This window comes from Nonomuraea sp. LPB2021202275-12-8 (genome assembly GCF_037044575.1).
Classification (GTDB): domain Bacteria; phylum Actinomycetota; class Actinomycetes; order Streptosporangiales; family Streptosporangiaceae; genus Nonomuraea.
In genome coordinates this window covers 300,719-324,065 of record NZ_JBAHWD010000002.1, presented here as the reverse complement: position 1 = coordinate 324,065, position 23,347 = coordinate 300,719, and the positions used below count along the sequence as shown (strand labels likewise).

The 23,347-nt window shown below is 71.1% G+C and carries 22 protein-coding genes; 14 read left to right on the top strand and 8 right to left on the bottom strand.

The features are described from left to right. Positions 1-84: 84 nt before the first annotated feature. Positions 85-918, bottom strand: coding sequence for a siderophore-interacting protein (locus tag V5E28_RS05305; RefSeq protein ID WP_336205224.1), 834 nt, complete (start codon positions 916-918; stop codon positions 85-87). Between the two features lie 180 nt (positions 919-1,098). Here V5E28_RS05305 and V5E28_RS05300 point away from each other — a divergent pair, with 180 nt between their 5' ends. After that, complete coding sequence (locus V5E28_RS05300) at positions 1,099-2,301, top strand: acyltransferase family protein (protein ID WP_336205223.1); 1,203 nt, start codon at positions 1,099-1,101, stop codon at positions 2,299-2,301. On the opposite strand, the gene V5E28_RS05295 is transcribed toward V5E28_RS05300, so the two are convergent. Then, a complete protein-coding gene (locus V5E28_RS05295) occupies positions 2,302-3,297 on the bottom strand; it encodes an alpha/beta hydrolase (protein WP_336205222.1) in 996 nt (331 codons plus the stop codon). A 256-nt stretch (positions 3,298-3,553) separates the two neighbouring features. On the opposite strand from V5E28_RS05295, the gene V5E28_RS05290 reads away from it, so the two are divergent. The 3 genes from V5E28_RS05290 to V5E28_RS05280 are packed head-to-tail and all read left to right on the top strand — an operon-like array spanning position 3,554 to position 5,877. Then, positions 3,554-4,339, top strand: a complete 786-nt coding sequence (locus V5E28_RS05290; protein ID WP_336205221.1) for an ABC transporter permease — start codon at positions 3,554-3,556, stop codon at positions 4,337-4,339. Continuing rightward, entirely contained in the window at positions 4,332-5,120 is a 789-nt protein-coding gene (locus V5E28_RS05285; RefSeq protein WP_336205220.1) for an ABC transporter permease, read from the top strand. Before V5E28_RS05290 ends, V5E28_RS05285 begins: the two co-directional genes overlap by 8 nt. A gap of 1 nt (position 5,121) precedes the next feature. Then, positions 5,122-5,877 carry an ABC transporter ATP-binding protein gene (locus tag V5E28_RS05280; RefSeq protein ID WP_336205219.1) on the top strand — a complete coding sequence of 252 codons (756 nt, stop codon included), beginning with the start codon at positions 5,122-5,124 and terminating at the stop codon, positions 5,875-5,877. On the opposite strand, the gene V5E28_RS05275 is transcribed toward V5E28_RS05280, so the two are convergent. Further along, positions 5,871-6,308 (bottom strand): hypothetical protein, encoded by a 438-nt coding sequence (locus V5E28_RS05275; RefSeq protein ID WP_336205218.1) that lies wholly within the window; start codon positions 6,306-6,308, stop codon positions 5,871-5,873. The genes V5E28_RS05280 and V5E28_RS05275 overlap by 7 nt on opposite strands. A gap of 165 nt (positions 6,309-6,473) precedes the next feature. Between V5E28_RS05275 and V5E28_RS05270 the strand changes: the two genes are divergently transcribed. Both V5E28_RS05270 and V5E28_RS05265 read left to right on the top strand, forming a co-directional pair. Then, positions 6,474-7,007 (top strand): MFS transporter, encoded by a 534-nt coding sequence (locus tag V5E28_RS05270; protein ID WP_336205217.1) that lies wholly within the window; start codon positions 6,474-6,476, stop codon positions 7,005-7,007. A gap of 49 nt (positions 7,008-7,056) precedes the next feature. Beyond that, positions 7,057-7,767 (top strand): YcnI family copper-binding membrane protein, encoded by a 711-nt coding sequence (locus V5E28_RS05265; RefSeq protein ID WP_336205216.1) that lies wholly within the window; start codon positions 7,057-7,059, stop codon positions 7,765-7,767. 44 nt (positions 7,768-7,811) lie between these two features. Here the strand turns inward: V5E28_RS05265 and V5E28_RS05260 are convergent, their stop codons facing one another. The 3 genes from V5E28_RS05260 to V5E28_RS05250 are packed head-to-tail and all read right to left on the bottom strand — an operon-like array spanning position 7,812 to position 10,886. Next, positions 7,812-8,768 (bottom strand): ABC transporter permease, encoded by a 957-nt coding sequence (locus tag V5E28_RS05260; RefSeq protein ID WP_336205215.1) that lies wholly within the window; start codon positions 8,766-8,768, stop codon positions 7,812-7,814. Further along, positions 8,755-9,723, bottom strand: a complete 969-nt coding sequence (locus V5E28_RS05255) for an ABC transporter ATP-binding protein (protein ID WP_336205214.1) — start codon at positions 9,721-9,723, stop codon at positions 8,755-8,757. The genes V5E28_RS05260 and V5E28_RS05255 overlap by 14 nt, the downstream gene beginning before the upstream one ends. Continuing rightward, positions 9,720-10,886, bottom strand: coding sequence for a LolA family protein (locus tag V5E28_RS05250; RefSeq protein WP_336205213.1), 1,167 nt, complete (start codon positions 10,884-10,886; stop codon positions 9,720-9,722). Before V5E28_RS05250 ends, V5E28_RS05255 begins: the two co-directional genes overlap by 4 nt. A gap of 138 nt (positions 10,887-11,024) precedes the next feature. Between V5E28_RS05250 and V5E28_RS05245 the strand changes: the two genes are divergently transcribed. Both V5E28_RS05245 and V5E28_RS05240 read left to right on the top strand, forming a co-directional pair. Beyond that, a complete protein-coding gene (locus V5E28_RS05245; RefSeq protein ID WP_336205212.1) occupies positions 11,025-11,699 on the top strand; it encodes a response regulator transcription factor in 675 nt (224 codons plus the stop codon). Further along, a complete protein-coding gene (locus V5E28_RS05240) occupies positions 11,692-13,035 on the top strand; it encodes a sensor histidine kinase (protein WP_336205211.1) in 1,344 nt (447 codons plus the stop codon). The genes V5E28_RS05245 and V5E28_RS05240 overlap by 8 nt, the downstream gene beginning before the upstream one ends. Before the next feature lie 221 nt (positions 13,036-13,256). Here V5E28_RS05240 and V5E28_RS05235 read toward each other — a convergent pair whose 3' ends face one another. Further along, positions 13,257-16,121, bottom strand: a complete 2,865-nt coding sequence (locus V5E28_RS05235) for an ATP-binding protein (protein ID WP_336205210.1) — start codon at positions 16,119-16,121, stop codon at positions 13,257-13,259. 126 nt (positions 16,122-16,247) lie between these two features. Here V5E28_RS05235 and V5E28_RS05230 point away from each other — a divergent pair, with 126 nt between their 5' ends. From V5E28_RS05230 to V5E28_RS05215, 4 genes are all read left to right on the top strand, one after another. Next, positions 16,248-16,886: a dihydrofolate reductase family protein gene (locus V5E28_RS05230; RefSeq protein ID WP_336205207.1), complete on the top strand. Its 639-nt coding sequence runs from the start codon at positions 16,248-16,250 to the stop codon at positions 16,884-16,886. Positions 16,887-16,908: 22 nt separating this feature from the next. Continuing rightward, positions 16,909-17,319, top strand: a complete 411-nt coding sequence (locus V5E28_RS05225; protein WP_336205206.1) for a DoxX family protein — start codon at positions 16,909-16,911, stop codon at positions 17,317-17,319. A 271-nt stretch (positions 17,320-17,590) separates the two neighbouring features. Beyond that, entirely contained in the window at positions 17,591-18,193 is a 603-nt protein-coding gene (locus V5E28_RS05220) for a dihydrofolate reductase family protein (RefSeq protein ID WP_336205205.1), read from the top strand. Between the two features lie 130 nt (positions 18,194-18,323). After that, positions 18,324-18,494 carry a hypothetical protein gene (locus V5E28_RS05215; protein ID WP_336205425.1) on the top strand — a complete coding sequence of 57 codons (171 nt, stop codon included), beginning with the start codon at positions 18,324-18,326 and terminating at the stop codon, positions 18,492-18,494. A gap of 433 nt (positions 18,495-18,927) precedes the next feature. On the opposite strand, the gene V5E28_RS05210 is transcribed toward V5E28_RS05215, so the two are convergent. Then, positions 18,928-19,797: a LysR family transcriptional regulator gene (locus tag V5E28_RS05210; protein ID WP_336205204.1), complete on the bottom strand. Its 870-nt coding sequence runs from the start codon at positions 19,795-19,797 to the stop codon at positions 18,928-18,930. A gap of 561 nt (positions 19,798-20,358) precedes the next feature. On the opposite strand from V5E28_RS05210, the gene V5E28_RS05205 reads away from it, so the two are divergent. Together V5E28_RS05205 and V5E28_RS05200 are read left to right on the top strand one after the other, a co-directional pair. Next, complete coding sequence (locus V5E28_RS05205) at positions 20,359-21,357, top strand: neutral zinc metallopeptidase (RefSeq protein WP_336205203.1); 999 nt, start codon at positions 20,359-20,361, stop codon at positions 21,355-21,357. A 135-nt stretch (positions 21,358-21,492) separates the two neighbouring features. Further along, positions 21,493-23,181 (top strand): LCP family protein, encoded by a 1,689-nt coding sequence (locus tag V5E28_RS05200; protein ID WP_336205202.1) that lies wholly within the window; start codon positions 21,493-21,495, stop codon positions 23,179-23,181. The last annotated feature ends 166 nt before the right edge of the window (positions 23,182-23,347 follow it).

Genomic DNA, 23,347 nt, shown 5'->3' with positions numbered 1-23,347 from the left:
TGTGCCGGTCCTGGCGTGGCGGGAGGCGACCGCGGGCCGGGCGGCGGGCCATGAACACGCCGCCGGTCACCACAGGCGGAGAGCTCAGCCGAGCTCGACGGCCTCTTCGGTCTCGACCTGACGGTTCCAGTCCTTCTTGACCGCCCGCCAGCCCTCGTCGTCCACGCCGAGCCGCCAGTAGCCGGAGATGGACAGGCGCTCCATCGGGATCCCGGACTCCACCCGCAGGTGGCGGCGCAACTGCTTGACGAAGCCCGCCTCCCCGTGGACGAACGCGTGCACCTCGCCCTCCGGGAACTTCAGCCCGCGCACCTCTTCGACCAGCCTCTCGCCGACCGGGCGGCCGTTGCGGTAGAGCCAGCTGACGTGGACGTCACCGAACGTCCTCAGCTTCAGCTCCTCTTCGGGCCCCTCCACCTCGATGAACACCTGCGCCGTCGCGCCTTCCGGCAGCGCCTCCAGAGAGGCGGCGATGGCGGGCAGCGCGCTCTCGTCGCCGACGAGCAGGTGCCAGTCGGCGGCGGGGTCCGGGGCGTAGCCGCCGCCGGGGCCGAGCATGAGCACCTCGTCGCCGGGAACGGCGCGGGCGGCCCACGGGCCGGCCAGGCCCTCGTCGCCGTGGTAGACGAAGTCGAGCGTCAGCTCGCGGCTGTCAGGGTCCCAGGCTCGCACCGTGTAGGTGCGCAGGCGTGGCCAGAATTCGCGCGGCATGGTCTCACGCACATGCTGGACGCTGAAGGGCTGCGGATAGTCGACGCCTTCGTGCGGGAAGACGACTTTCACATAGTGGTCGGTGTAGCCGGAGGTGGCGAAGTCACGCAGCCCGTCGCCCCCGACGATGACCCGGATCATGTGCGGCGAGATGCGCTCGGTGCGCAGCACCACGCCTCTATGGTGATCCCTTGGCTTCTCAGCCATGCGGACGGCTCCTTGATTAGGTATACCTAACCTACACTCTGCTTCCCCTGACTGCGGTCGCGGTGCGACAAGTCACGTTTGTCCCCCTGCCCGCGCCCTCCCGCCCGATTCCCCCGGGAGGCCTGGCGCCGCCGCCCGGCAGCCTCCACAATGATCACCCAGAGGCATCGGAGGCAGACGATGACGGCACACCCCCCACCCCAGGTCGCGGCCCGCCCCGAGCGGCGCCCGGAGCTCGACGCGCTGCGCACGCTGGTGGTGGTCGGCCTGGTGTTCTTCCACTCGTCGCTGGTGTTCGACGCGCGTGACGACTACTACGTGAAGAACGCCGAGACCACCGAGATCACCATGATCATCGCTGCTCTCTGCGTCGTCTGGGCGATGCCGCTGCTCTTCCTCGTGGCCGGCCTCGGCTCGTGGCACTCGCTGCGCCACCGGGGCGCGGGCGGGTTCGCCGTGGAGCGATTACGGCGGCTCGGCGTCCCGCTGGTCTTCGCCACCATCGTGCTGCTCCCGTTCCCGCAGTGGCTGCGACTGAAGGCGGACCCCGCCTACCAGGACTCCTACGCGCAGTTCTGGCCGCACTTCTTCGAGGTGCGGCTCGATGTCACGGAGTTCCCCTTCGTCATCCAGGGCACCTACTACGAGACCGGCCACCTGTGGTTCGTGGTGCTGCTGCTGGTGTATTCACTGCTGATCGCGGCTGCCCGGGTGCCCGGCGGGCTCGCGCCCCGGGTCCGCGACGGGCTGGGCGCCCTGGCACGACGCCGCGGCCTGGTGCTGCTGGCGCCCGCGATCCCGCTCGCGCTCATCAGCGCGCTGCTGGGGCTGGAGGAGGCCTACGCGGGCTGGAGCCGGTGGGCGTACCTGCTGTTCTTCCTGTACGGGTTCGCGCTCGCGTCCGACACGCGGCTGCGCGACGCCATGCGGCGGGACGCGATGGCGGCGGCGGTGATCGGAGGGGCGCTGATCGCGGCGGGGGTGCCGCTGTTCCTGATCGCGGGCGAGGCGCCCGGCGCGGACGCGTTCATGGACCTGTCGCCGCTGGCGACCCTGGCCCGCACGATGTACGGCGCGGCAGGCTGGTGCTGGGTGGTCGCGATCCTCGGCCTGCTCGACCGCCGCCGCCCGGCGCCGCCCTCGAACGCGCAGGACGGGCGCGGGCGGCGGGTGTACGGCTATCTGGCCGCCTCGGTGCTGCCGGTCTACATCCTGCACCAGCCGGTGGTCGTCGCCGTGGCCTACGTCGTGGTCGGCTGGAGCGCGCCCATCGCGGTGAAGTATGTGATCATCGTCGCCGCCTCGCTCGCCCTCACCTTCGTCGCCTACGACCTGCTGGTACGGCGCACGCCGGTGACCCGCTTCCTGTTCGGCATGCGCTGATCAGGCCGCCGCCTCGCCGCCCCGGGCCGGCTCGGCCACGGCCGCGAGGAAGGCGGCCATGTGGCGGAAGGCCAGGCGGGCCTCCGGCAGCACGTCGGCGAGGATCGGGAAGACGTGCGGCATCCGCCGCCACTCCTCGTAGGTGACCTGCACCCCGCCCTGCCGGGCACGGACGGCCACTCGGCGCGCCTCGTCCCTGAGCAGCTCCGTCGACCCGGTGACGATCATCAGCGGCGGCAGCCCGGTGAAGTCGCCGAGCACCGGTGACACGAGTGGATCGTGCGGATCCAGGCCTGACGTCCACCGGCGGGCCAGCCAGCGGACCCGGCCCGCCGCGAGCATGGGATCCTGCCAGCGGTTCGCGCGCCGGGGGAAGTCCGTCAGGTCGGCCCACGGCGACAGGCAGATGGCCGCCGCGGGCAGCGGCAGGCCTCGGTCACGCAGCGCCAGCAGGGTCGCCAGCGTCAGGTGGCCGCCCGCCGAGTCGCCCGCGATGATCACGTCCGCGCCATCGTACCCGCGCTTGAGCAGGCAGTCGTAGGCTTCCAGGGCGTCGCTGAGCGAGTCGGCGAGTTTGTGCACCGGGCCCTGGCGGTAGTCCAGGGCCAGCACGGGACGGCGGGCCACCACCGACAGCCGCCAGGTGATGGGCCTGTGGGTGCTGGGTGAGCACGAGAAGTACGCTCCGCCGTGCAGATAGAGCAGTACCTTGCCCTCATCCAGGCCCTCATCCGAGCCCCCGCCCAGGCCCTCGCCCGCCCGGATCCACTCGCCACCGCACGAGGAGAAGGCCGCCGGCACGATCGTCACGTGGCCGGGCGTGGCCACCGGCAGCAGCCTGACCAGCTCGCCGAGGCGGGCGGCGGCGTCGAGGGCGAGGGGATGGCGCATCAGCAGGTGCGACGCCGGCTTGAACGTGCCGTGCATGAGGCCGGTGAGCGCCCGGGCCTGCCAGCTCAGCGGGTAGTCAGGGGTGACATCCCTATCCAGGTGCATGCGAGCCCTCCGATGATCCCCTTCCCCCATAGAACATCGTTCTACCCGCGAGTAAGTAACTCCTCCCTTAAACAGATATTTCGACATTGTTCCCTCTTGGCCGATATGCCCGTTTTGGCCTGCGGCCCTTATATGCGTTGCGGAACCCCGTACGGAAAATGGATAATTTCAAGCTTCCCTTTAGGCAGGCCCGCGCCCGTGCCCGAGCCCGGGCACGTTCGGTCACCGTGCCATCACTTTCCGGAGGTGCGAGACCATGCCCCTCTACGCCCGGCTCGTCCGCTACGGCTTCCGAAAACACGCCACCTACACCGCCGCCGCGCTCGCAGGCGCCTTCACCAACAGCGTGTTCGGCATCCTGCGCGCCTACATCCTCATCGCGCTGTGGCAGGCCAGACCCGGCCTGGCCGGCTACGACGTCACCGACGCCGTCACCTTCTGCTTCATCACCCAGGCCTTCATCGGCCCGATGCAGCTCTTCGGCGGCGGCCTGACCATCCCCGAGCGCATCCGCAGCGGCGACATCGCCCTCGACCTCGTCCGCCCCGCCTCGCTGCAGCTCTGGTCGCTGGCCGAGGACCTCGGCAGGGCCGGCTACCTCCTGCTGGTCCGCGGCGTCCCGCCGATGCTGCTCGGCGCGGTCGTGTTCGGCATCGTCCTGCCCACCGCCCCGGCGCAGTGGGTGGCATTCCTCACCGGCTTCCTGCTCGCCGTCCTGGCCAGCTTCGGCTGGCGCTATCTGGTCGCGCTGTCGGCCTGCTGGCTCACCGACGACCGCGGCGTCAACGTCCTGTCCACCGTGCTCACCACGTTCTTCAGCGGCATGATGCTGCCGCTGTCGATCTTCCCCGGCTGGCTGGGCGAGCTGTCCAGAGCCCTGCCGTGGGCCGCCATGGTCCAGACCCCCGCCGACCTCTACCTGGGCAAGGCGCCGATCCTGGACACCCTGGCCTTCCAGGCGTGCTGGGCCGCGACGCTGATCGGCCTCGGCGCGCTCGCCACCGGGGCGATCCGCCACAAGGTGGTGATCCAGGGTGGTTAGGACCTACGCGCTGCTCGCCTGGACCTGGACCCGGGCCGCCGCGGCCTACCCGGCCTCGTTCGCGCTCATGGTCGTGCTCGGCTGCGTCACGGCCGCGCTGGACATCGCGGTGATCATGGTCGTCTTCGCCAACACCACGACGCTCGCCGGCTTCTCCCGTGACGAGGTGCTCTTCCTGTACGGCACCGCCGGCCTCGCCTTCACCATCTGCGACCTGCTCGTCAGCAACCTCGACCGGATCAGCCAGCACATCAGGGCGGGCACCTTCGACACGTTCCTGATCCGGCCGGTTGGCGCCTGGATCCAGATCGCCACCGACCGGTTCGTCCCCACCAGGCTGGGCCGCGTCGCACTGGCCGCGACCGTGCTCGGCTACTCGCTCGGCGCGCTGGACCTCGACTGGCGCCGGCTGTGGATGGTCCCCGTCATGGTCGCCACCGGGGTGGTCATCTTCAGCGCGCTCTGGACGCTGGCCGGGGCGCTGCAGTTCCTGCTGACCGACGCGCCCGAGGTGTCCAGCGCCTTCACCTACGGCACGCAGCAGCTCACCCAGTATCCGTTCAGCGTCTACAGCCGGGACCTGGTGCGCGGCGTCACCTACGTGCTGCCGCTGGCCTTCGTCAACTGGCAGCCGGGCCTGTACGTGCTCGGCAGGGACGATCCCTTCGGCACCCCCGGCTTCATGCGTTTCCTCGGGCCCGCCGCGGCCCTGGTCCTCGCCCTGACGGCCGGGCTCGCCTGGCGCCGGGGCATCCGCCGCTACCGATCCACGGGGAGTTGACATGATCGAGCTCGACCGCGCGGGCCGTACGTTCAAGGTGAAGCGGACCACCGTGCACGCCGTACGGGACCTGTCGTTCAGCGTCGCGCCGGGAGAGTTCGTCGGCTACCTCGGCCCCAACGGGGCCGGCAAGTCCACCACGATCAAGATGCTGTGCGGCATCCTCACCCCCAGCTCCGGCAGGGTGCGGGTGGCGGGGCTCGACCCGTCGCGCAGGCGCACGACGCTCGCCCGGCGCATCGGCGTGGTTTTCGGGCAGCGCACGACGCTGTGGTGGGATCTGCCGCTCAAGGACAGCTTCGAACTGATCCGGCTCCTTTACAAAGTAGATCACCGTACGTTCGCGGCCAGGCTGGCGGAGCTGACCGAGACGCTGGATCTGGGCGCGTTCATGCGCACCCCGGTGCGCCAGCTCAGCCTGGGGCAGCGGATGCGCGGGGATCTGGCCGCCGCGCTGCTGCACGCTCCGGACGTGCTGGTTCTCGACGAGCCGACCATCGGGCTGGACGTGGTCAGCAAGGCGAGCATCCGGGCGTTCCTCGCCCGGCTCAACGCCGAGCGGGGCACGACCGTGCTGCTGACCACGCACGACCTGGGCGACATCGAGCGCCTGTGCCGCCGGGTGATGCTGATCGACCACGGGCGGCTGGCGTTCGACGGCACGCTGGAGGAGCTGATGGCGTCGGCGCCCGGTCACGCCACGATCGAGGACGTGGTCACGCACCTCTACACGAGCGCGAGCGCCGACGGTCAGTAGTAGCTGCCCTCCGGGGCCTGCTCGTAGTCCTCGTCCTCTTCGTCGTGCCTGCGCGACCAGCGCGACGGCATCAGCACGGGGATGAACATGGCCACCCCGAGCAGGGCGAACACACCGCTGGTGAGCAGGGTCTTGTCGCCGGCGGCGGCCTCCCTGACTAGCTGGTTCACCGACGGCTCGTCCGGCAGCAGGGACAGCGCCCGGTTCACGTCCAGGGCGTAGACGACGGTCCAGGCGAGCAGCACCATCGAGGGGATGAACGTCGCCACCGGCGAGATCCGCCCCGCCACCACGAGACCCACGACCAGGCCGACAGCGGCCATCGCGCCGAGCGCGATCCACAACTGCTGCCCGCCCGCGGGGCTGCCCTGAGAGCCGGCCATGGCCTGCTGGACAGCCCAGCCACCGCCTCCCAGCAGGGCCGCGGTCACCACGACTCCAACGAGCAATCCAGCTAAGTGCCGCAACGTTCTCACCTCTATGTCGACGTGGTCGGCACCGACCCTAGCGACAAATGCCGTAAATCAACCAGCGTTGCGCAGTGTGGGCTTCCAGGTCTCCCGCGTCCCCTACCCGTGAGAACATGTGCCAGACCCATGCGCGCGCACCTGCCACTCAGACTCACCAGGACGGCGGCCTTCGCCGCCGTCTGCGTGACGCTTGCCGCGCTGGCCCACTCGCTCGGCGGCGGCACCGGGCCCGATCCCTGGGCCGCGGGGGTGGGCCTGGCCGTGGTGTTCGCGCTGGCCATGGCGCTGTCCGGCACGGAGCGCTCGACGACCACCATCAACGCCACGCTGGTCGTGACCCAGCTCGGCCTGCACGAGCTGTTCGGCGGCGACGGCAGCGCCTACGTCGCCGCGCACCAGCACGGCCGGGGGCTGGGCGACGCGCTCGGCATGCTGCTGGCGCACCTGACGGCCACCCTCGTCACCGGCTGCTGGCTGGCGCGCGGCGAGGCCGCGCTCTGGGCGATGCTGCGCCGCCTGGCCCGCCGGCTCGTGCTGCTGCGCCCGGTGGCCACCGCGCCGCTTCCGCCGGCCGCGCCGATCGCGCACGTGCGCGACGTGCCCCGCCGCCTTCTCTTCCGTCACTCCGTCGCCAGGCGCGGTCCTCCGCTTCCCGCCTGAGCTCTGACACCCCCGTCAACCCCCCTGATCACCCAAGTGGAGTTCCAGCATGTCCATCCTTCGCCGCGCGGCGACCGTGCTCGCCGCCACCACCGCTCTCACCGCCGGCCTCGCACTGCCCGCACTGGCCCATGTCACGATCAATCCGGGCACCGCCGTGCAGGGCAGCTTCACCAAGGTCGCCTTCCGGGTGCCGAACGAGCGCGACGACGCCTCGACGGTCAAGATCGAGGTCTCCTTCCCCGTCGACCACCCGCTGGCCTTCGTCTCGGTCAAGCCGGTGCCGGGCTGGAGCGTCAAGGTCACCGAGGGCAAGCTGCCCAAGCCGGTCACCACCGAGTTCGGCGAGCTCACCGAGGCCGTCACCAAGGTCGTCTGGTCCGGCGGCAAGATCGGCCAGGGCGAGTTCCAGGAGTTCGAGGTGTCCATGGGCAAGCTGCCCACGGGCGTCGACCAGCTCGCGTTCCCGACCAAGCAGACCTACTCGGGCGGTGAGGTCGTCGACTGGGCCGAGGTGCCCAAGGAGGGCGGGGCCGAGCCCGAGCACCCGGCGCCGGTGCTCAAGCTGACCGCGGCGACCGACGCGGCCGCCCCCGCCGCCACGCCGGCCACCGCCCCCGCCTCCGCGGCCGCCCCCACGGTGGCGCCGGCCGCCGCGAGCTCCGACGGCACCGCCCGCCTCCTTGGCGGCGCCGGCCTCGCCGTGGGCGTCATCGGCGTCGTGATCGCCGCCCTGGCGCTGCGCCGCCGCTCCACCTGACGCCTCCTGCCCAGCCCGTACGGGGTCGGACCCCGTACGGGCTCCTAGGAGGTGATGTCCTTGCCGGAGAAGCGCGCCCACGCGATGGACAGCGACAGCGTGATGTAGGCGCCGAACGCCAGCAGGCCGCTCGTCAGCGCGCCGGTGTCGATCGGGCTGCGCAGCACCGCGTCGAATCCGGTGAACCGGGTCGGCAGCAGGTAGGGCGCCAGGGCGTCGAGCTCCGGGATGGCCCGCAGCACCTGGCAGACGATGACCAGCACCATGGTGCCCGCGATCGCGCCGATGGACACCTCGGTGAAGACCGACAGGGCCAGCGCGACCGCGGCCAGGGCGGCCATGCCGGCACCGATGTAGCCGACGCTGATGAGGATGCGCAGGAGCCCTTCGGCCATGCTGACGGTGGTGCCCGACAGCAGCGTCACGGGCCCGGCCGGGAACAGGATCAGCCCGGTGACCAGCCCCGACAGGGCGACCACGGCGGTGACCGCGTAGCCGAAGACCACCGCGTTCAGGTATTTCACGGCCAGCAGGCGGGTGCGGCCCGCGGGCGCGGCCAGCAGGTAGCGCAGGGTGCCCGTGCCGGCCTCCCCCGCGATCGAGTCGCCCGCCACCACGCTGACCGTGATCGGCATCAGCAGCAGCACCAGGAACGAGAACGAGACGAACGTCAGCATGAGGCTGTTGCCCGCCACGTCCGCGATCATCCCGCCCACGCCGTCGTCGTCCGCGACGATCCGCAGCGTGACGCCGACGATGACGGGCACGGACGCCAGCACGGCCAGCATCACCAGGTTGCGCGGCCGCCTGAAGGTCAGCCCCAGCTCGGAGCCGAGCAGCCGCCAGAACGCCCACGGCATGCGCGCCGGCCGCACGTCCAGCCGATCCGGCTCCGGCTCCGGCGGGCGGCGCTCGGCACTGCTCAGGGTCTCGGCCACGGGCACCAGCCCCGGTGTCCGCCGGGGCCGCGCCTCGGTGGCCGAGGTCTCAGCCGTCGACATCGAATCCCTCTCCCGTCAGTCCGACGAACACGTCTTCCAGACTCGGCCGTACGACCGCGAACCCCCGCACGGCCACGCCCTCGCCCACGAGGGCGGCGTTGACCTGCTCCGGCGCGAGCCCGTCCAACTCGGCGCTCACGTCGGCGGCGACCCGCACGTCCGCCAGGCCGAGCTCGCTGAGCACCCGGGCGGCGTCGGCGACGTCGGGCGTGTCGATCCTGACGCGGGTGGCGCGGCCGCCGCTGAGCGAGGCGATCGTGCCCTGCGCGACCAGCTTGCCGGTGCGCATGATGGCGCCGTGCGTGCACATCTGCTCCACCTCGGCCAGCAGGTGCGAGGAGACGAAGACGGTGGTGCCCCCGGCGGCGATCTCCTTGACCAGCGCGCGGACCTCGCGGGTGCCCTGCGGGTCGAGCCCGTTGGTCGGCTCGTCAAGGATGAGCAGCTCGCGCGGGCCGAGCAGGGCGGCGGCGATCGCCAGCCGCTGCCTCATGCCCAGCGAGTAGTTGCGGTAGCGCTTGCCCGCGGCCGCGGTGAGCCCCACCCGCTCCAGCGCCCGCTCGATCCGCCGCGTCGCGGTGCCGGCCGGCGCGGTGGGGTCGGCGGCGTCGAAGCGCCGCAGGTTGGCCTCACCTGACAGGTAGGGGTAGAAGGCGGGCCCTTCGACCAGCGCTCCGACCCTCGGCAGGGCCTCGGCCAGCGGCAGCCCGAGCAGCGAGCACTCCCCCGCGGTGGGCGCGACCAGGCCGAGCAGCATACGGATGGTGGTGGTCTTGCCCGAGCCGTTCGGTCCCAGGAAGCCGAAGACGGACCCGCGCGGAACGGCCAGATCGAGCGTGTCGACGGCGACCTGGCCGCCGCGGAACCGCTTGGTCAGGCCCTTGGTGACAATGGCTGCGTCGGAGGGCGGGGCCGCCCCGAAGGGCGCCCCCGCTTCCTGTGTGACGGTCGTCACCTGACGCCCGCCGCCTTCGTGATCTCCTCCGGGGTGACCGCGCCGACCAGCAGGCGGCCGTCGTCGGTCAGCAGGGCGGTGGCGAGCTTGGTCTTGACCAGCTTGCCGGAGCCCCACGGCCCGCTCACCGTGGTGGCGGACTTCAGCACGCTGTCCACCAGCGCACCCGGGTCGGCGCCCTGGTCGAACGGCGACTTCTCGCCGGACGGGGTGGCGCCCTCGGTCGGCCGCGCGGTCAGGTCGCTCAGCGACGCGGGCAGCACCACGACGCTCGTCCAGCCCTCGCCGACGACCTTGATGTCACCGGCCGCCTTCCTGGCCTCCTCGGCGTGCTCCTTGCTGATCTCCTTCTGCTTCTCGCCGCCGATCACCTGCTCCTCCACCTTCGCCCCGGCGGGCGGGGTGAACGTGAAGTTCTCGGCGGCGGGCGGGGTGAAGGTCACCTGGGTGAAACCGACCTGGAAGGCCGGCTCCGCCGACCCCTTGGCGAACACCTGCACCTGCAGCGGGACGTAGTTCTCCCCGTCGATGGCCAGGCGCACCTCCTGCACCAGCGAACCCGCGGCCTTCGGCTTGAGCACGAGCTGGTAGGCCGGGCGGCCCGCCACCTCCGCGGTGTTGGTCACGCTGATCGCGGTGTGCTCGTCAGCCCGCGACAGCACCTTCTCCGCCACCGCCTGCGGGGTCAGGTCCTGCGGGCGGGGCGTGGCCAGGTCGTGCGGCCGCTCGCCCTCGTGCTGAAGCTTCACCCGGGTGGCCGTGTTGCTGGCGCTGTCCCAGTACCACGTCTGGTCGCCGTTGACGATCAGGTTGGTCTCGTTCAGCTGCGTGGGCATCGCCACTCTCAGCTTGTCCTGCGAGCCGTACCAGACCTTCACCTCGTGCGAGCCGGACACCAGGCTGAGCGGCGAGCTCGCACCGGTCTGCGGCAGCGCCGGCAGGCCGAGCGACGCCGTCTGCTGGACGGTGCCGGACATCGGCGGCAGGCCCTCGGACTTCTCGGTGGCCGCCACGGCGTCGGCCAGCAACTGCTGTGCCGACCGCTGCGGCAGCACGGGATCGCCGCTCACCGCGGCGATCACCGGGCCGGCGCCGATCGCGGCCCCGATCACGGCAGCCGCCGCGATCGGCACTCCCCACCTCACGAACGTGCCTCTGCGCATCTCACTCCTTAACGGTATGCCGGTGTGTCCGACATGTACGCAGCCTGCGTCATGCATCCTTAGGCAAGCCTGAGACAGCCTGAGACTCCTCTCAGCCTTCTCAGCTCGGTCTCAGGAGGAGAACGGGAGAATCGCCACATGAGAGTACTTGTCGTCGAGGACGAGCGGCGGATGGCCGCAGCGCTCCAGCGGGGGCTGCAGGCCGAGGGTTTCGCCGTGGACCTCGCCCACGACGGCGAACAGGGGCTGCACGAGGCCAGGCACGGCGAGTACGACGTGGTGGTGCTCGACATCATGCTGCCGAGGCTGTCGGGCTACAACGTGTGCAAGCAGCTGCGCGCGGAGGAGAACTGGGTGCCGATCCTCATGCTGTCGGCCAAGGACGGCGAGTACGACATGGCCGACGGGCTGGATCTGGGCGCGGACGACTACCTGACCAAGCCGTTCTCCTACGTGGTGCTGGTGGCCAGGCTCCGCGCGCTGCTGCGGCGCGACGCGGGGCGGCGGCCGGCCGTGCTGAGCGCCGGGGACCTGTCACTGGATCCGGCGCGGCGCAGGGTGTTGCGAGGCGAGACGCCGATCGAGCTGACGCCCCGGGAGTTCGCGCTGCTGGAATACCTGCTGCGCAGGCGCGACGAGGTGGTGTCCAAGGCGGAGATCCTGGAGCACGTGTGGGACACCTTCGACACCGACCCGAACGTGGTGGAGGTCTACGTCGGCTACCTGCGGCGCAAGGTCGACGTCCCGTTCGGCAGGAACGCGCTGCAGACCGTGCGCGGCGCGGGCTACCGGCTGGCCGGCGACGGTGGCTGACACTCCGCTGGCCTGGTGGCGGCGGCAGGGGCTGCGCTTCCGGCTGACCGCGGTCGCCGCGGCGGTGCTCGCGCTGGCCCTGGCCGTCTCGGCGTCGGTGCTGCTCACCGTGCTGGACCGGGCGCTGATCGACACCGTGGACGAGTCGACCAGGCAGCAGGCGCAGACCGTCCGCGTGCAGGCCGACGGGGGCACGCTGACCAGCCCGATCACCACCCACGACGGCACCATCGTGCAGGTCGTCGACGCGAGCGGGCGCATCACGCACGTCACCTACGGGGCCGACCGGCTGGTGCCGCTGCTGGACGCGCCGGCCAGGGAGCGGGTGCTGCGGGAGGGCGACGCCACGTTCCTGGACGGCAGGCCGCATGCGATCCCCGGGCCGCTGCGGGTGGTGGTGCTGCGCGCCGACCGCGGGCAGAGCGTGATCGCGGCCAGGCCGGTCGCGGAGATCCAGACCAGCCTGGGCACGGCGGGCCGGGTGCTGCTGGTCGGCACGCCGCTGCTGATCGTGCTGCTGGCCGTGGCGAGCTGGCTGGTGATCGGCCGGACGCTGCGGCCGATCAGCGCGCTGCGCAGGGGCGCCGCGGAGATCACGCACACCGCCAGGTCACGCAGGCTGCCGGTGCCCGAGTCGAAGGACGAGGTGCACTCGCTGGCCACCACCCTCAACGACATGCTCGCCAGGCTGGAAGAGGCCGAACAGCGGCAGCGGGCGCTGGTCTCCGACGCCTCGCACGAGCTGCGCAGCCCGCTGGCCAGCATCCGGCTGCAGCTCGAGGTGGCGCTCGGCCACCCCGAGGGCCAGGACTGGCGGGAGACGGCCGAGGGGGTGCTGGAGGACACCATGCGGCTGTCCAAGCTCGCCGAGGACCTGCTCGCGCTGGCGCGGCTGGACGAGCGCGGCGGGGTGCCCGCCAGGCGGGAGCCCGTCGACCTGGACGAGGTGGTGCGGTCGATCGCCGACCGCTACGGCGACGCGCGGCTGATCGCCTGCGAGCCGCTGGTGGTGCGCGGTGACGCGCTCGACCTGAGCCGGGTGCTGACGAACCTCGTCGACAACGCCGTCCGGCACACCACGTCGAAGATCGAGGTGGCGCTGACCGGTGACGGCACGCTGACGGTGACCGACGACGGGCCCGGCATCCCCGAGCAGGACCGGGAGCGCGTGTTCAACCGCTTCACCAGGCTCGACTCCGGCCGTGGCCGCGACGAGGGCGGGGCGGGCCTCGGCCTGGCGATCGTCCGCGAGACCGTACGGGCGCACGGCGGCACGGTGCACCTGGAGGACGCCGCCCCCGGGCTGCGGGTGGTGGTGTGGCTGCCCCGCCTGTGACGGGGTGAGGCGCGCGCATGGGTGGGGGGCACTGACCGGCGGTCGCGACCCTGGCGCGCCGTCCTTCGCCGCCACCATCACCTGCAACTGTCGGCGTACAGGTAGAAGTACAAACTTGCGTACGAGCACAGATGGGCGAGGCGTCGGTGATGTCTTCGGGTGCCGTCCATGGGCTCGTAGTGGCGGGTGTGCGGTACGGCGCTTGCGTGAACAAGATCGCATCACGGGTCAAGGAGTCCGGTGTCGTGGGCGCGGGCGACGGCCTCGGTTCGGGTGGCGACGCGGAGTTTGACGAGGATCCGCGCCACGTGTGTGGCCACGGTGTTGGCCGTGATGAACAGCTCTGTGGCGATCTGCGAATTCGACCGGCCGCGGGCGAGCACTCGCAGCACCTCGAACTCGCGGCGGGTGAGGCCGAAGTCGTTGCGCACCGGGACCTCCGTGGCGTCGCCGAGCCGGCCGCGAGCGGTGAGGTCGTCGATCTGTGCCAGCAGCGGCGCGGCGCTCAGCTCGGCGGCGAGGGCGCGGGCCTCGCGCAGCCGGGAGCGGGCGCCGGGCCGGTTGTTCGAGGCGAGCGCGAGGCGGGCGGCGCCGGTCAGGGCGAGCGCGGTCTCGTGCCGGTTGCCGAGGTCGCGCCAGGCCGTCGCGGCCGCGTCCCAGGAAGGCAGGTCGCCGGAGCCGGCCTCGGCCTGGAAAGTGAGCCGGTAGGCGGTGAGCGCAGGGGTGGCGGCGCGTACGGTGTCGGTCACGCGGGCCAGCTCCGTGAGCCGGTGGGCGCTCTCCGCGGCGACCCGCCGGTTCCGCGGTGCGGCGGCCCGCCGGGCGCGCTGGACCCGGGCTCCGAGCACCGCCAGCCGCAGCACCTCGTTCGTCGGCCAGGTGGCCGGTGCGACCGCCAAGTGCTCGCCGAGGATGCGATCGGCCGAGTCCGCCTCGCCCCGCTCAAGTGCCCAGGCGATGCGCTGCATGGCGATCTCGGCCTTCGCCTCGGCCGCCCCAACGGCGTGTCGGGCGAACTCGCTCACCTGGCGGAACAGCAGCTCGAACCGGTCGGTCTGACCCCGGCAGCGGGCGATGTCCGCGGCCAGCAGGCGCAGGAACGCCGCATACAGCGGTGGCGGCCCGCCAGCCAGGGCATCCTCGACGATCTCCACGGTCTCGTCCCACCGGCCCAGGAAGCGCAGGTGGTTCGCGCGGGCCACGGCGAGCATGCTGCCGCGGGAGCGGGCCCGGCCGAGCCGCTCGGCGGCCTGCTGGCCGACGTGGGCAAGCTCGGCGGCCTGCTCGTACTGGCCGACGGCCTCGATGAGGCCGGCCTCCCACTGGAACGTGGTCAGGAACGTGTGCTCGTCTCCGGCTGCCTCCGCGGCCCGGCGGGCTTCGGCGTACGTGCCTCTGGCCCGTTCGAACCCGCCGTCCATGCCGTCGAGCGCGGCGAGCACGAGCAGCGCGGGAGCCCGCAGGCCGTCGTCGCCGTGCCGCTCGGCCAAGGCCAGGGCCTCGGCCGCGTACCGCCGGCTCTGCTCCAGGCGGTGCGCGCCGACACCGACGAAGCCCAGCGCGGACATCAGGCTGCTGCGCAGCGCGTCCGATGAACCCGGCGGCACCAGCGCGACCGCGTGTTCCAGATCGTCCCATCCGGTGCCGTCGATGCGGTTCTGCGACTGGCCGCGCAGGCCGAGCAGCCGGGCCACCCGCAGTGGCTCCATCTCCGGGTCCAGCTGGTTCAGCGCGGCGCTGCTGTGCGCGACGCCTGCTGCGGATTTGCCGGCCGCGAAGGCCGCCGCGGCGGCCCTTTCCAGCACGGTCGTGCGGTCGGCGTGGATGAGGCGGGTTGGATCGGCGACCTCTGCCCATCGTGCCAGGATGAGTTCGAGCAGGTGGAGCTGCTCGTCGTAGGCGTTCTGCCGGCCCGCGCGCTCAGCCGCGCGCCATGCCGTGGGAAGGGCCTGCTCCAGCTGGCCGGCTGCTGTCCAATGCCCGGCCAGGGCCATGCCGTCAGGGTCGCGGGCGGCGAGCCCGGCGGCGAATCGGGCATGCGTACTCCGCCGCTGTGCTGGTAGCAGAGAGGCGTACACCGCCTCCCGGATCAGGTCGTGCCGGATCGCGTACCCCTCGTCACCCACCATCACGAGATCTCGCCCTGCCAGATCGTCGAGAGCGAGCCGGAGCCGCGTGCCCGGCATGCCGGTGACCTCGCACAAGACCTCGTCGGTCAACTCCGCGGCGGCGACGGCCAGGACCGACAGCACCTCGTGAGCCGGATCCGGCAGGTCGGTGATCCGGTCGAGCAGCAGGGTTCGCAGGTCGGCGGCCGACGCCTCGTCCGCGGTGCTCAGTGCCTCGACGAACAGCGGATTGCCGCCGCTGCGCCGGTGTATCGCGCCGCTGCGGGACCGGTCCGGCGGCCGGCCGTCAATGGCTTCCAGTAGCTCGGCCACGTGCCGGTGCTCGAGAGGGCGGAGGAGGAGCCGTACCAGATCGCGGTTGCGGCCCAGCTCGGCGAGCAGCCGCCGGTTCGGATGTCCCCTGACGAGCTCGCCGGTGCGGACAGTGCCGATCAACAGGACGGCGGCATCGGCCAGGTTGCGGACCAGGTAGGCGAACAGCTCGCGGCTGGACGCGTCGGCCCAGTGCAGATCCTCCACGATCAGGACGACCGGCCGGGCCTGCGCGACCCGGCTGATCAGGGCCAGCATCTCCTCGAGCAGCCTGGTCCGCGTATACCGCGCCGGGGGTGGACCGAGGTCGGGCAGCCAGTCACCGAGTGCGGTTTCGGCCACTGGCAGCAGCGACACCACCTGGTCACGGCCGAGCCGGCGTACGAGGTCGCGCAGGATGGCGACGAACGGTACGTACGGAGCGCCCTCCGAGCCCAGTTCAAGGCAGCCGCCCGACAGGACCAGCGGGTCGCGGGGGAGGGTGCGCACCACGGTGGTCACCAGCCGGGACTTGCCGATGCCCGCCTCACCGGAGACCAACACCGGGACCGGCCGCCCCGACCGAGCCCGCTCGTAGGCCTCCTGCAGCGCGGCCACTTCGACCTCCCGGCCGACCAGCAGCGGGCTGACGGCCGAACCCGCCATCGGCTCACCTGTCCCTTCAAACCCGGACCCGATCTCACCAAGTCTGACGACGACAGCCCGCCACCCCCGGCGACACCCTTGGTCCTGTCATCCAAACGCCTCGAACGGCTCGAAAAGGAGCCAGCAATGACCGTTCAGCAGCGTATCGTCGTCGCCAATATCTCTCTGTCCCTCGACGGACGCATCGCCGGCCCCGGCGGCGAGTACGACATGAGCTGGATCGTCCCCCATGCCGTAAGTGACGGCGCCCGCACGCACATGGTGAACGTCACCCGCACGGCCACCACGGCACTGCTAGGTCGCAAGAACTACCAGGGCTTCGCCGGCTACTGGCCCGCCGTGGCGGACGACGACAACGTCCACTCGGACGACGGCGCCTTCGCCCGTTGGCTCGACGACGTCGAGAAGATCGTCTTCTCCACCACCCTGGACCGGGTGGACTGGGACGACGCTCGCCTGGCCACCGCCGACCCCGCCACCGTCGTCAAGCAACTGCGGCAGCGAGAAGGCGGCGACATCGTCGTCCTGGCCAGCAGCACCGTCATCCGGCAACTGCTCGACGCGGGCGAGGTGGACCGGCTGAGCATCACTCTGTGCCCGGAACTCCTCGGCGGCGGTGCCCAGCTGTTCACCGAAGGCCTGGCCGCGTCCTCCTGGTCGCCCATCGCCACAAGTACGACCGCCAGCGGCGCGCTCTGCCTCCTGTACGAGCGGATCAGCGCCGGTCGTCAGCAACGAAACCATCCCTTCTCCAACCGACCCTGAACACATCCAATAGGAGGACTCCATGAGTCAGACACAGCCCGTAACCGCCGACTCGCCTACCCCGACAACCATCCGCAAGCACGCTGGAACGGTCGCTCTCTGGGTCGGGCAGGCCCTCCTCGCCATCCAGTTCGCCCCGGCCGGCATCCTCAAGGTCACGAGTGATCCGATGATGGTGGAGATGTTCGCCGCGATCGGAGCCGGACAGTGGCTCAGATACGCAGTGGGCGTCCTGGAGATCGCCGCAGCACTCGGCCTCCTGGTGCCCAGGCTGTGCGGGGCGGCCGCACTTGGCGTGGCAGCCCTGATGATCGGCGCGACCCTCACCAACATCTTCCTGCTCGCTGCCCCGCCATGGATGCCCATCGGCTTGCTGGTGGTGAGCGCGCTGATCGCCTGGGCGCGCAGAACCCAGATCAAGTCCCTTCTGTAAGACCAGACGGTCCAAGATCCCATCACTCAGGATCCGCGTCGCCTTCGTCAGCCCGGAACGCGACGACCAGATCGCCCGCCGCCCGCCGCCCGCCGCTCGGCGGGCGGCGGGCGGCGGGCGGCGGGCGCGGACGGGTGATCAACCGGCTCAGCGACCCGGTATTCCGGACAAGTCGCCTGCCACCAAGCCGAACTCACCATCGAGACGATCATCGTCTGGCTTCGATGAACTACCGGACACCTCCCAGATGACCAAGCAAAGGAGATTCGAGATGGGCAAGACGATCATGAGTTGTGCGGCGGTCTCGCTGGACGGCTTCATCGCCGACGACCACGACAAGATCGGACCGCTCTTCGACGGGTACGGCAACGGAGACGTCAGCTGGTCCTTCCCGGGCAGCGGCGACGAGTTCCGAACCACGCAGGCGACAGCCGACTTCATGCGCGCGCACTACCGGGATGTGGCCTGCGTGGTCCACGGCCGGCGGCTGTTCGACATGACGAACGGCTGGAACGGCAAACCCGCCGCAGGCGAGCACGTCTTCGTGGTCACCCACGAACCGCCCAAGAACTGGGAGTATGCCGACACGGCGCCGTTCACGTTCGTCGACGGTGTCGAGGCGGCCATCAGCGCCGCTCTGGACTACGCCGGCGATGGGATCGTCGACGTGGCCGCCGGCGAGATCGGAGGCCAGGCGCTGCGGCTCGGCCTCATCGACCAGATCGTCGTCAATGTCGTGCCCGTGGTGTTCGGCTCGGGCCGCCCGTTCTTCGCGACGGGCCCGCTGGGCGATCCGATCCTGCTCGACAACCCTTCGCAGGTCATCCGCGGGGACCGCGTGACGCACCTCGTGTACGACCTCGCGAAGAGGTGAGCAGTCCATCCGCGGCAAACCAGAATCGGCCCTCCAGGTAGCCGACTACGAAGGCTGACTACCGTACGGTGGCCGCCGCGCCCGAAGGCGGGGCCGCCGGCCACCAGTACCAGCACCACGAGCATCGGCGCTGCTGTCGGCGGACCTGATCGACCGGCTGCATCCCATGATCTTCCCCGAGATCGCCGGGGGCGGGCAGCGGCTGTTCGACGACGGCCTGCCGGCTTCGAAGTGGACGCTCGCGCAGCAGCGGGCCGGCCAACTGGGTGAGATCGCCATGGTCTACGACCGAGTCCGCTGAGCCGGCCGGCGCACTCAGCCGGCGAGGTGACCCCGGCTCGAAGCCTCGATGGTCGCGTCACGGCGGTCGCGCCGAGCTCGCCGTGAGGCGACCCTGCCAGAGCTCGTTGGGGTCCCGGACGAGATCAGCGACGTGCATCGGTACGACCACCCCGCCAAGCCGGCACGGGCGGCCGCAACCCGTGCTCGGCGAGCGCATCGAGCATCTCCACCGCCATCGTCCACTTCGGACGGTGATGCTCGCCTGCGGCATCCCGCGGCGGCGGCGCCGCGCTTCCACGCCGGGGCGGATGTCAGCCTCGACGGCTTCGCGCACGGAGAGCCCGTGCCGTCCTGGGGAAAGCCGGTGTCGTCGGCCACCCACGCCGCCGGCTCGACGAGGTCCGCTGCCCGGCGGGCCAACCTGAACCGCACCGCCTGGAACAGAGTCTCTGCTAGGCGGCGGTGCCCTTCTCGGCCGTCGCCAGGAAGTCCTGGGCGATCAGCGGGAGGCGGCGGCGGGCGTGCACCACGGCGATGACGCGCCGCACGGCGGGCTCGAGCGAGCGGACCACCAGGCCCGCCCGGCCGGCCTGCTCGGCCATGCCGCGATACCACAGCAGCGACGCCTGGCCGGTGCGCACGGCGTTCAGCCAGCCGTTGCGCTCGTCGGTTTCGAGCACCACGACGGGGCTGACCGCGTACTTGCCGAACATCGCGTCGAGCTCCCTGCGCCGGACGCTGCCGCGCGCGGGAAGGGCCAGGCGCATGCCGTCGAGCCTGCGCATCGGGACGGGGTTGGGCAGTTCGAGGCCGGGAGGGGAGATCAGCACGATCTCCTGGCGTTCGAGGGGGTGGGTGACCAGGTCGCCGGGCACCGGCAGGTCCGTCAGGCCGAGATCGGCCCGCTGGTCCCTGATGGCGCTGACGACGGCGTCACGGCCGTCACAGCGCACGATGTGCACGCGGACCCCGGGATGTTCGGCGGCGTAGGCGGGCAGGAGCCGCCCGGCGAGGCCGGGTTCGAGGCTGGGTGTGGAGGCGATGCGAAGCTCGGCCTCGCCGGCGCCGCCGTGGTTGGCCAGGCCCTCGATCTCGTGGACCGCGTCGAGCGCCTCCCTCGCCAGCTTCACCACCCGGCGGCCCTGCGCTGTCACCACTACACCGCGCCCGGAGCGAGCGAAGAGCGTCATGCCGAGCTCGCGCTCCAGATCCCGGATCGCACGAGAAAGCGCAGGTTGTGCGATGTAGAGCGACCTGGCCGCGTCGGTCATGGTGCGGTGCTCCGCAGTCGCGACCACATAGCGGAGCTGCTGGAGGTTCATGCCAAAGAAGCTAGGACAACGCCTGCCACGCGGTCCGGAACATAGCGGAGATCACCTCGAATGATTTCGGACTGTAACCGAGTACCGCTACATCCGTGACGGGTGATAAATCAGTATGCTTCTGCCCCAAATTTGGCAAAGGCGCGACGAGTGGCTCACCACGTCGCTCATTACGGACAAAACGTGTAAAGGGGCGACACGGTGACAGGCAACGGGCAGTACCCACCCCCGCCACAGGGGCCAGGACAGCCCCAGCGGCCCCCCTCGCTGCCCTGGCCCCCACCGGGGCACCACCAGCCACAGCCACAGGCGGGCGGCGGCCACCCGCCCGGTCCGGGACAGCCGGGAAATCCGTACCCGCCCGGCCCTCCGATGCCGCCGCGGGGCAACCCGTACCCGCCACCGCAGGGCCACCCCTACCCGCAGCGGCCCGCACCTCCTCCCCCGCCCCCGCGGTGGCCGCAGCAGCAGCCTCCGCCACCTCCGCCGCCTCCCCCGCCCATGCCGCCGCGGCAGGGGCCGTACGGGCAGTGGCCGCAACCGCCGCGGAAGAAGCCGGGCATGGGGGTGGCCGGCATCCTCGGCACCGTGTTCGGCTCGATCGCGGCGCTGTTCGTGCTGATCGTCATCGGCGTCGCGATGATCGGCGGGGCCAAGGAGTCGCGGACGACGACGCCGATCGCGATCCCGACACTGTCGCCCTACGACGAGCCGAGCGACCGGCCGAGCACCGACTCCAGCCGGGAGCCGACGCAGCGGCCCACCCCGACCCGGACCGAGGAGCCCGACGAGGAGCCGGACGTCGACCCGCCGGCCCGGGCGACGCTCAACACGACCCTGAAGAACAACACCGTCTACAGGGCGGGCGCGTTGCCGAGGCTGAGCTGCCGGGCGGGCAACGCGAGCATCTTCAGCCACAGCCAGCTCAAGTCGCTGATCCTCAGGACCGGCAGGTGCATGGACAGGGCCTGGGGACAGATCCTGCAGAAGCAGGGCATCCCCTTCAGCCCGCCGAACTACGCGATCGCCGCCGGACGCGGCAGGGGCGCCTGCGGCGACTACCCGGCGGCGGGGAGCATGGTGCCGTACTACTGCCCGCGCAACAACACCATCTACGCCTCGACCTCGGCCATGGCCAGGGGCAACGGCAACGCGCGCGGCTACGGCCAGATCATCTCCTGGCACGGAGGGATCATCAGCATGATGGCCCACGAATACGGCCACCACGTGCAGAACATCACCGGGCTGATGAACTCGTGGTGGGCGCAGACGCTCGACTCGACCGGCAGCAGCGGCAAGCTGGCCCTGAGCAGGCGACTTGAGCTGCAGGCCACCTGCTTCGGCGGCATGTGGATGCGGTCGGTGGCCGGCACCTATCCGATCAGCACGGGCAACCGCGGCAGGCTGTTCTGGTTCTACGGCCAGGTGGGCGACTATCCCGGCTTCCCGCGCGACCACGGCTCCCGGGTGAACAACAACCGGTGGTTCAGGCAGGGCTGGCTGAGGGGCGAGGCATACCAGTGCAACACCTGGATGGCGGCCTCCTCGACGACGTCATGACCGTCACCTGGCGTTCATCTCAGCTTAGGCACATGTCTTCGATGTCCATATATGGGGGCTAGAATCCTGGCAATCTTGTTGCCGACGGGGGGCAAACCCGCGGGTTCTGCCTGGTAGGCGTGTGAAGGAGCCGGTGTGAGCAAGCGCGATGGGGTAGACGCCGTGCCCGGTGGCAGGAAACGCCGTCCCCCTCGCCGCCCACGCCCCGCCGCGAACAAGGCGCCCGCGCCCGATCCGGGCAGCGCGGCAGCCGCCGGCAAGGCCGCAGGTGCGGGAGGCTCCGGGGTTCTCGGCCGGCTCACCGCGGCGCTGGGCGGCGGCAAGGCCGGTGACAGGGGCAGGGCCGGTCGGCCGGGAAACACCGCACCCCGCTTCACCAAGCCCGTCAACCTCGCCTCCGTCCTCGGCTGGACCGTGCTGTCGATCCTGGTCCCCGGCGCCGCGCACCTGCGTGCCGGGCATCGCCGCACCGGCCTGATCCTGGTCAGCGTCTACGCGGCGGTGCTGCTCGGCGCGCTGGCGTTCGTCCTGCTGAACCTCGACAACCTGGGCATCTTCGTACGCGGCAGCCTGCTCATGACGGTGACGGTCATGGCGGCGCTGGCCGCGCTCAGCTGGTTCGCGCTGGTGATCTCCTCCTACGTCTCCCTGCGCCCCAACAGGCTGAACCAGCAGGCCCAGATCGTCTCCGGCATCGTGGTCGGCGTCCTGTGCGTGGCGGTGATGGCGCCGTTCGCGCTGGCGGCCACCGCCCTGCAGACGACCAAGGACGCGATCGAGCAGATCTTCCCCAGCGGCAACACCGACCCGGACATCGCGCCGATCAAGGAGGAGGACCCCTGGAACGGCAAGGACCGGGTGAACTTCCTGCTCATCGGCGGTGACGCGGCGAGCAACAGGACCGGCGTGCGCACCGACAGCATGAACGTGGCCAGCGTGCACATCCCGACCGGCACCACCGTGCTGTTCAGCCTGCCGCGCAACCTGCAGCATGTGCGCTTCCCCCCGTCCTCGCCGCTGCGCAAGCAGTTCCCCAACGGATACATGGCGGAGTTGCACCAGGGCGGCCTGCTCAACGAGGTGTGGCAGTACGCCAACGACCACCCGGACCTCGCGGGCGGCAGGAACAAGGGCCCGCGCGCGCTGATGGACGCCATCGGCTACACCCTCGGCCTCAAGATCGACTACTACGCCATGATGAACATGTACGGCTTCGCCGACCTGGTGGACGCGATCGGCGGCCTCAAGATCCGGGTGGAGGAGGACGTCAAGTGGGGCGGCCTCTACGGCACCGCGGGCACGATCAAGGCGGGCTATCGGCGGCTGTCAGGTGAAGAGGCCCTCTGGTACGGCCGGTCCCGGGTGAACAGCGACGACTTCAACCGCATGGGACGCCAGCGCTGCGTCATCGGCGCGTTCGCGCAGCAGGCCACACCGGACAAGATCCTGACGAACTTCACCGACATCGCCAGGGCGACCAAACGGCTGGCGCAGACCAACATCCCGAAGGAGCTGGTCGAGCCCCTGGTGAGCCTGGCGCTGAAGGTCAAGAACGCGAAGATCAGCAGCCTGCAGTTCGTGCCGCCCGAGTACTGGCCGGGCAGCGCCGACTGGCCCAAGATCCGCCGGGCGGCGACCAAGGCCGTCCAGGACTCGCTCAAGCCGGCCCGGCGCGCCCGGACCGCGGACGTGACCGCCTCCCCGGGCGCTCCGACGGCCACGGCCTCGCCTACGGGCGCCGTCGCCGCCAAGCCGACGGCGACGCCCACCCGCAACAGCCAGAAGGCCGGTGCCAAGTCGATCGAGGAGCTCTGCGGGCTCTGACCCGGGCGGGCCGTCCAACGCCGCAGGCGGCCCGTGGGGGCCGCAGTGGGCGGAACCCGGAACGCCGCGGCGTGGGTGCGGGCAGGTGCCGGCGCGGGCGCCCTCATGCTCGAACAGGTGCGGCCCGGTCGGCGGGGTCGGCGTCCCCTCATGGAGACACGCTGAC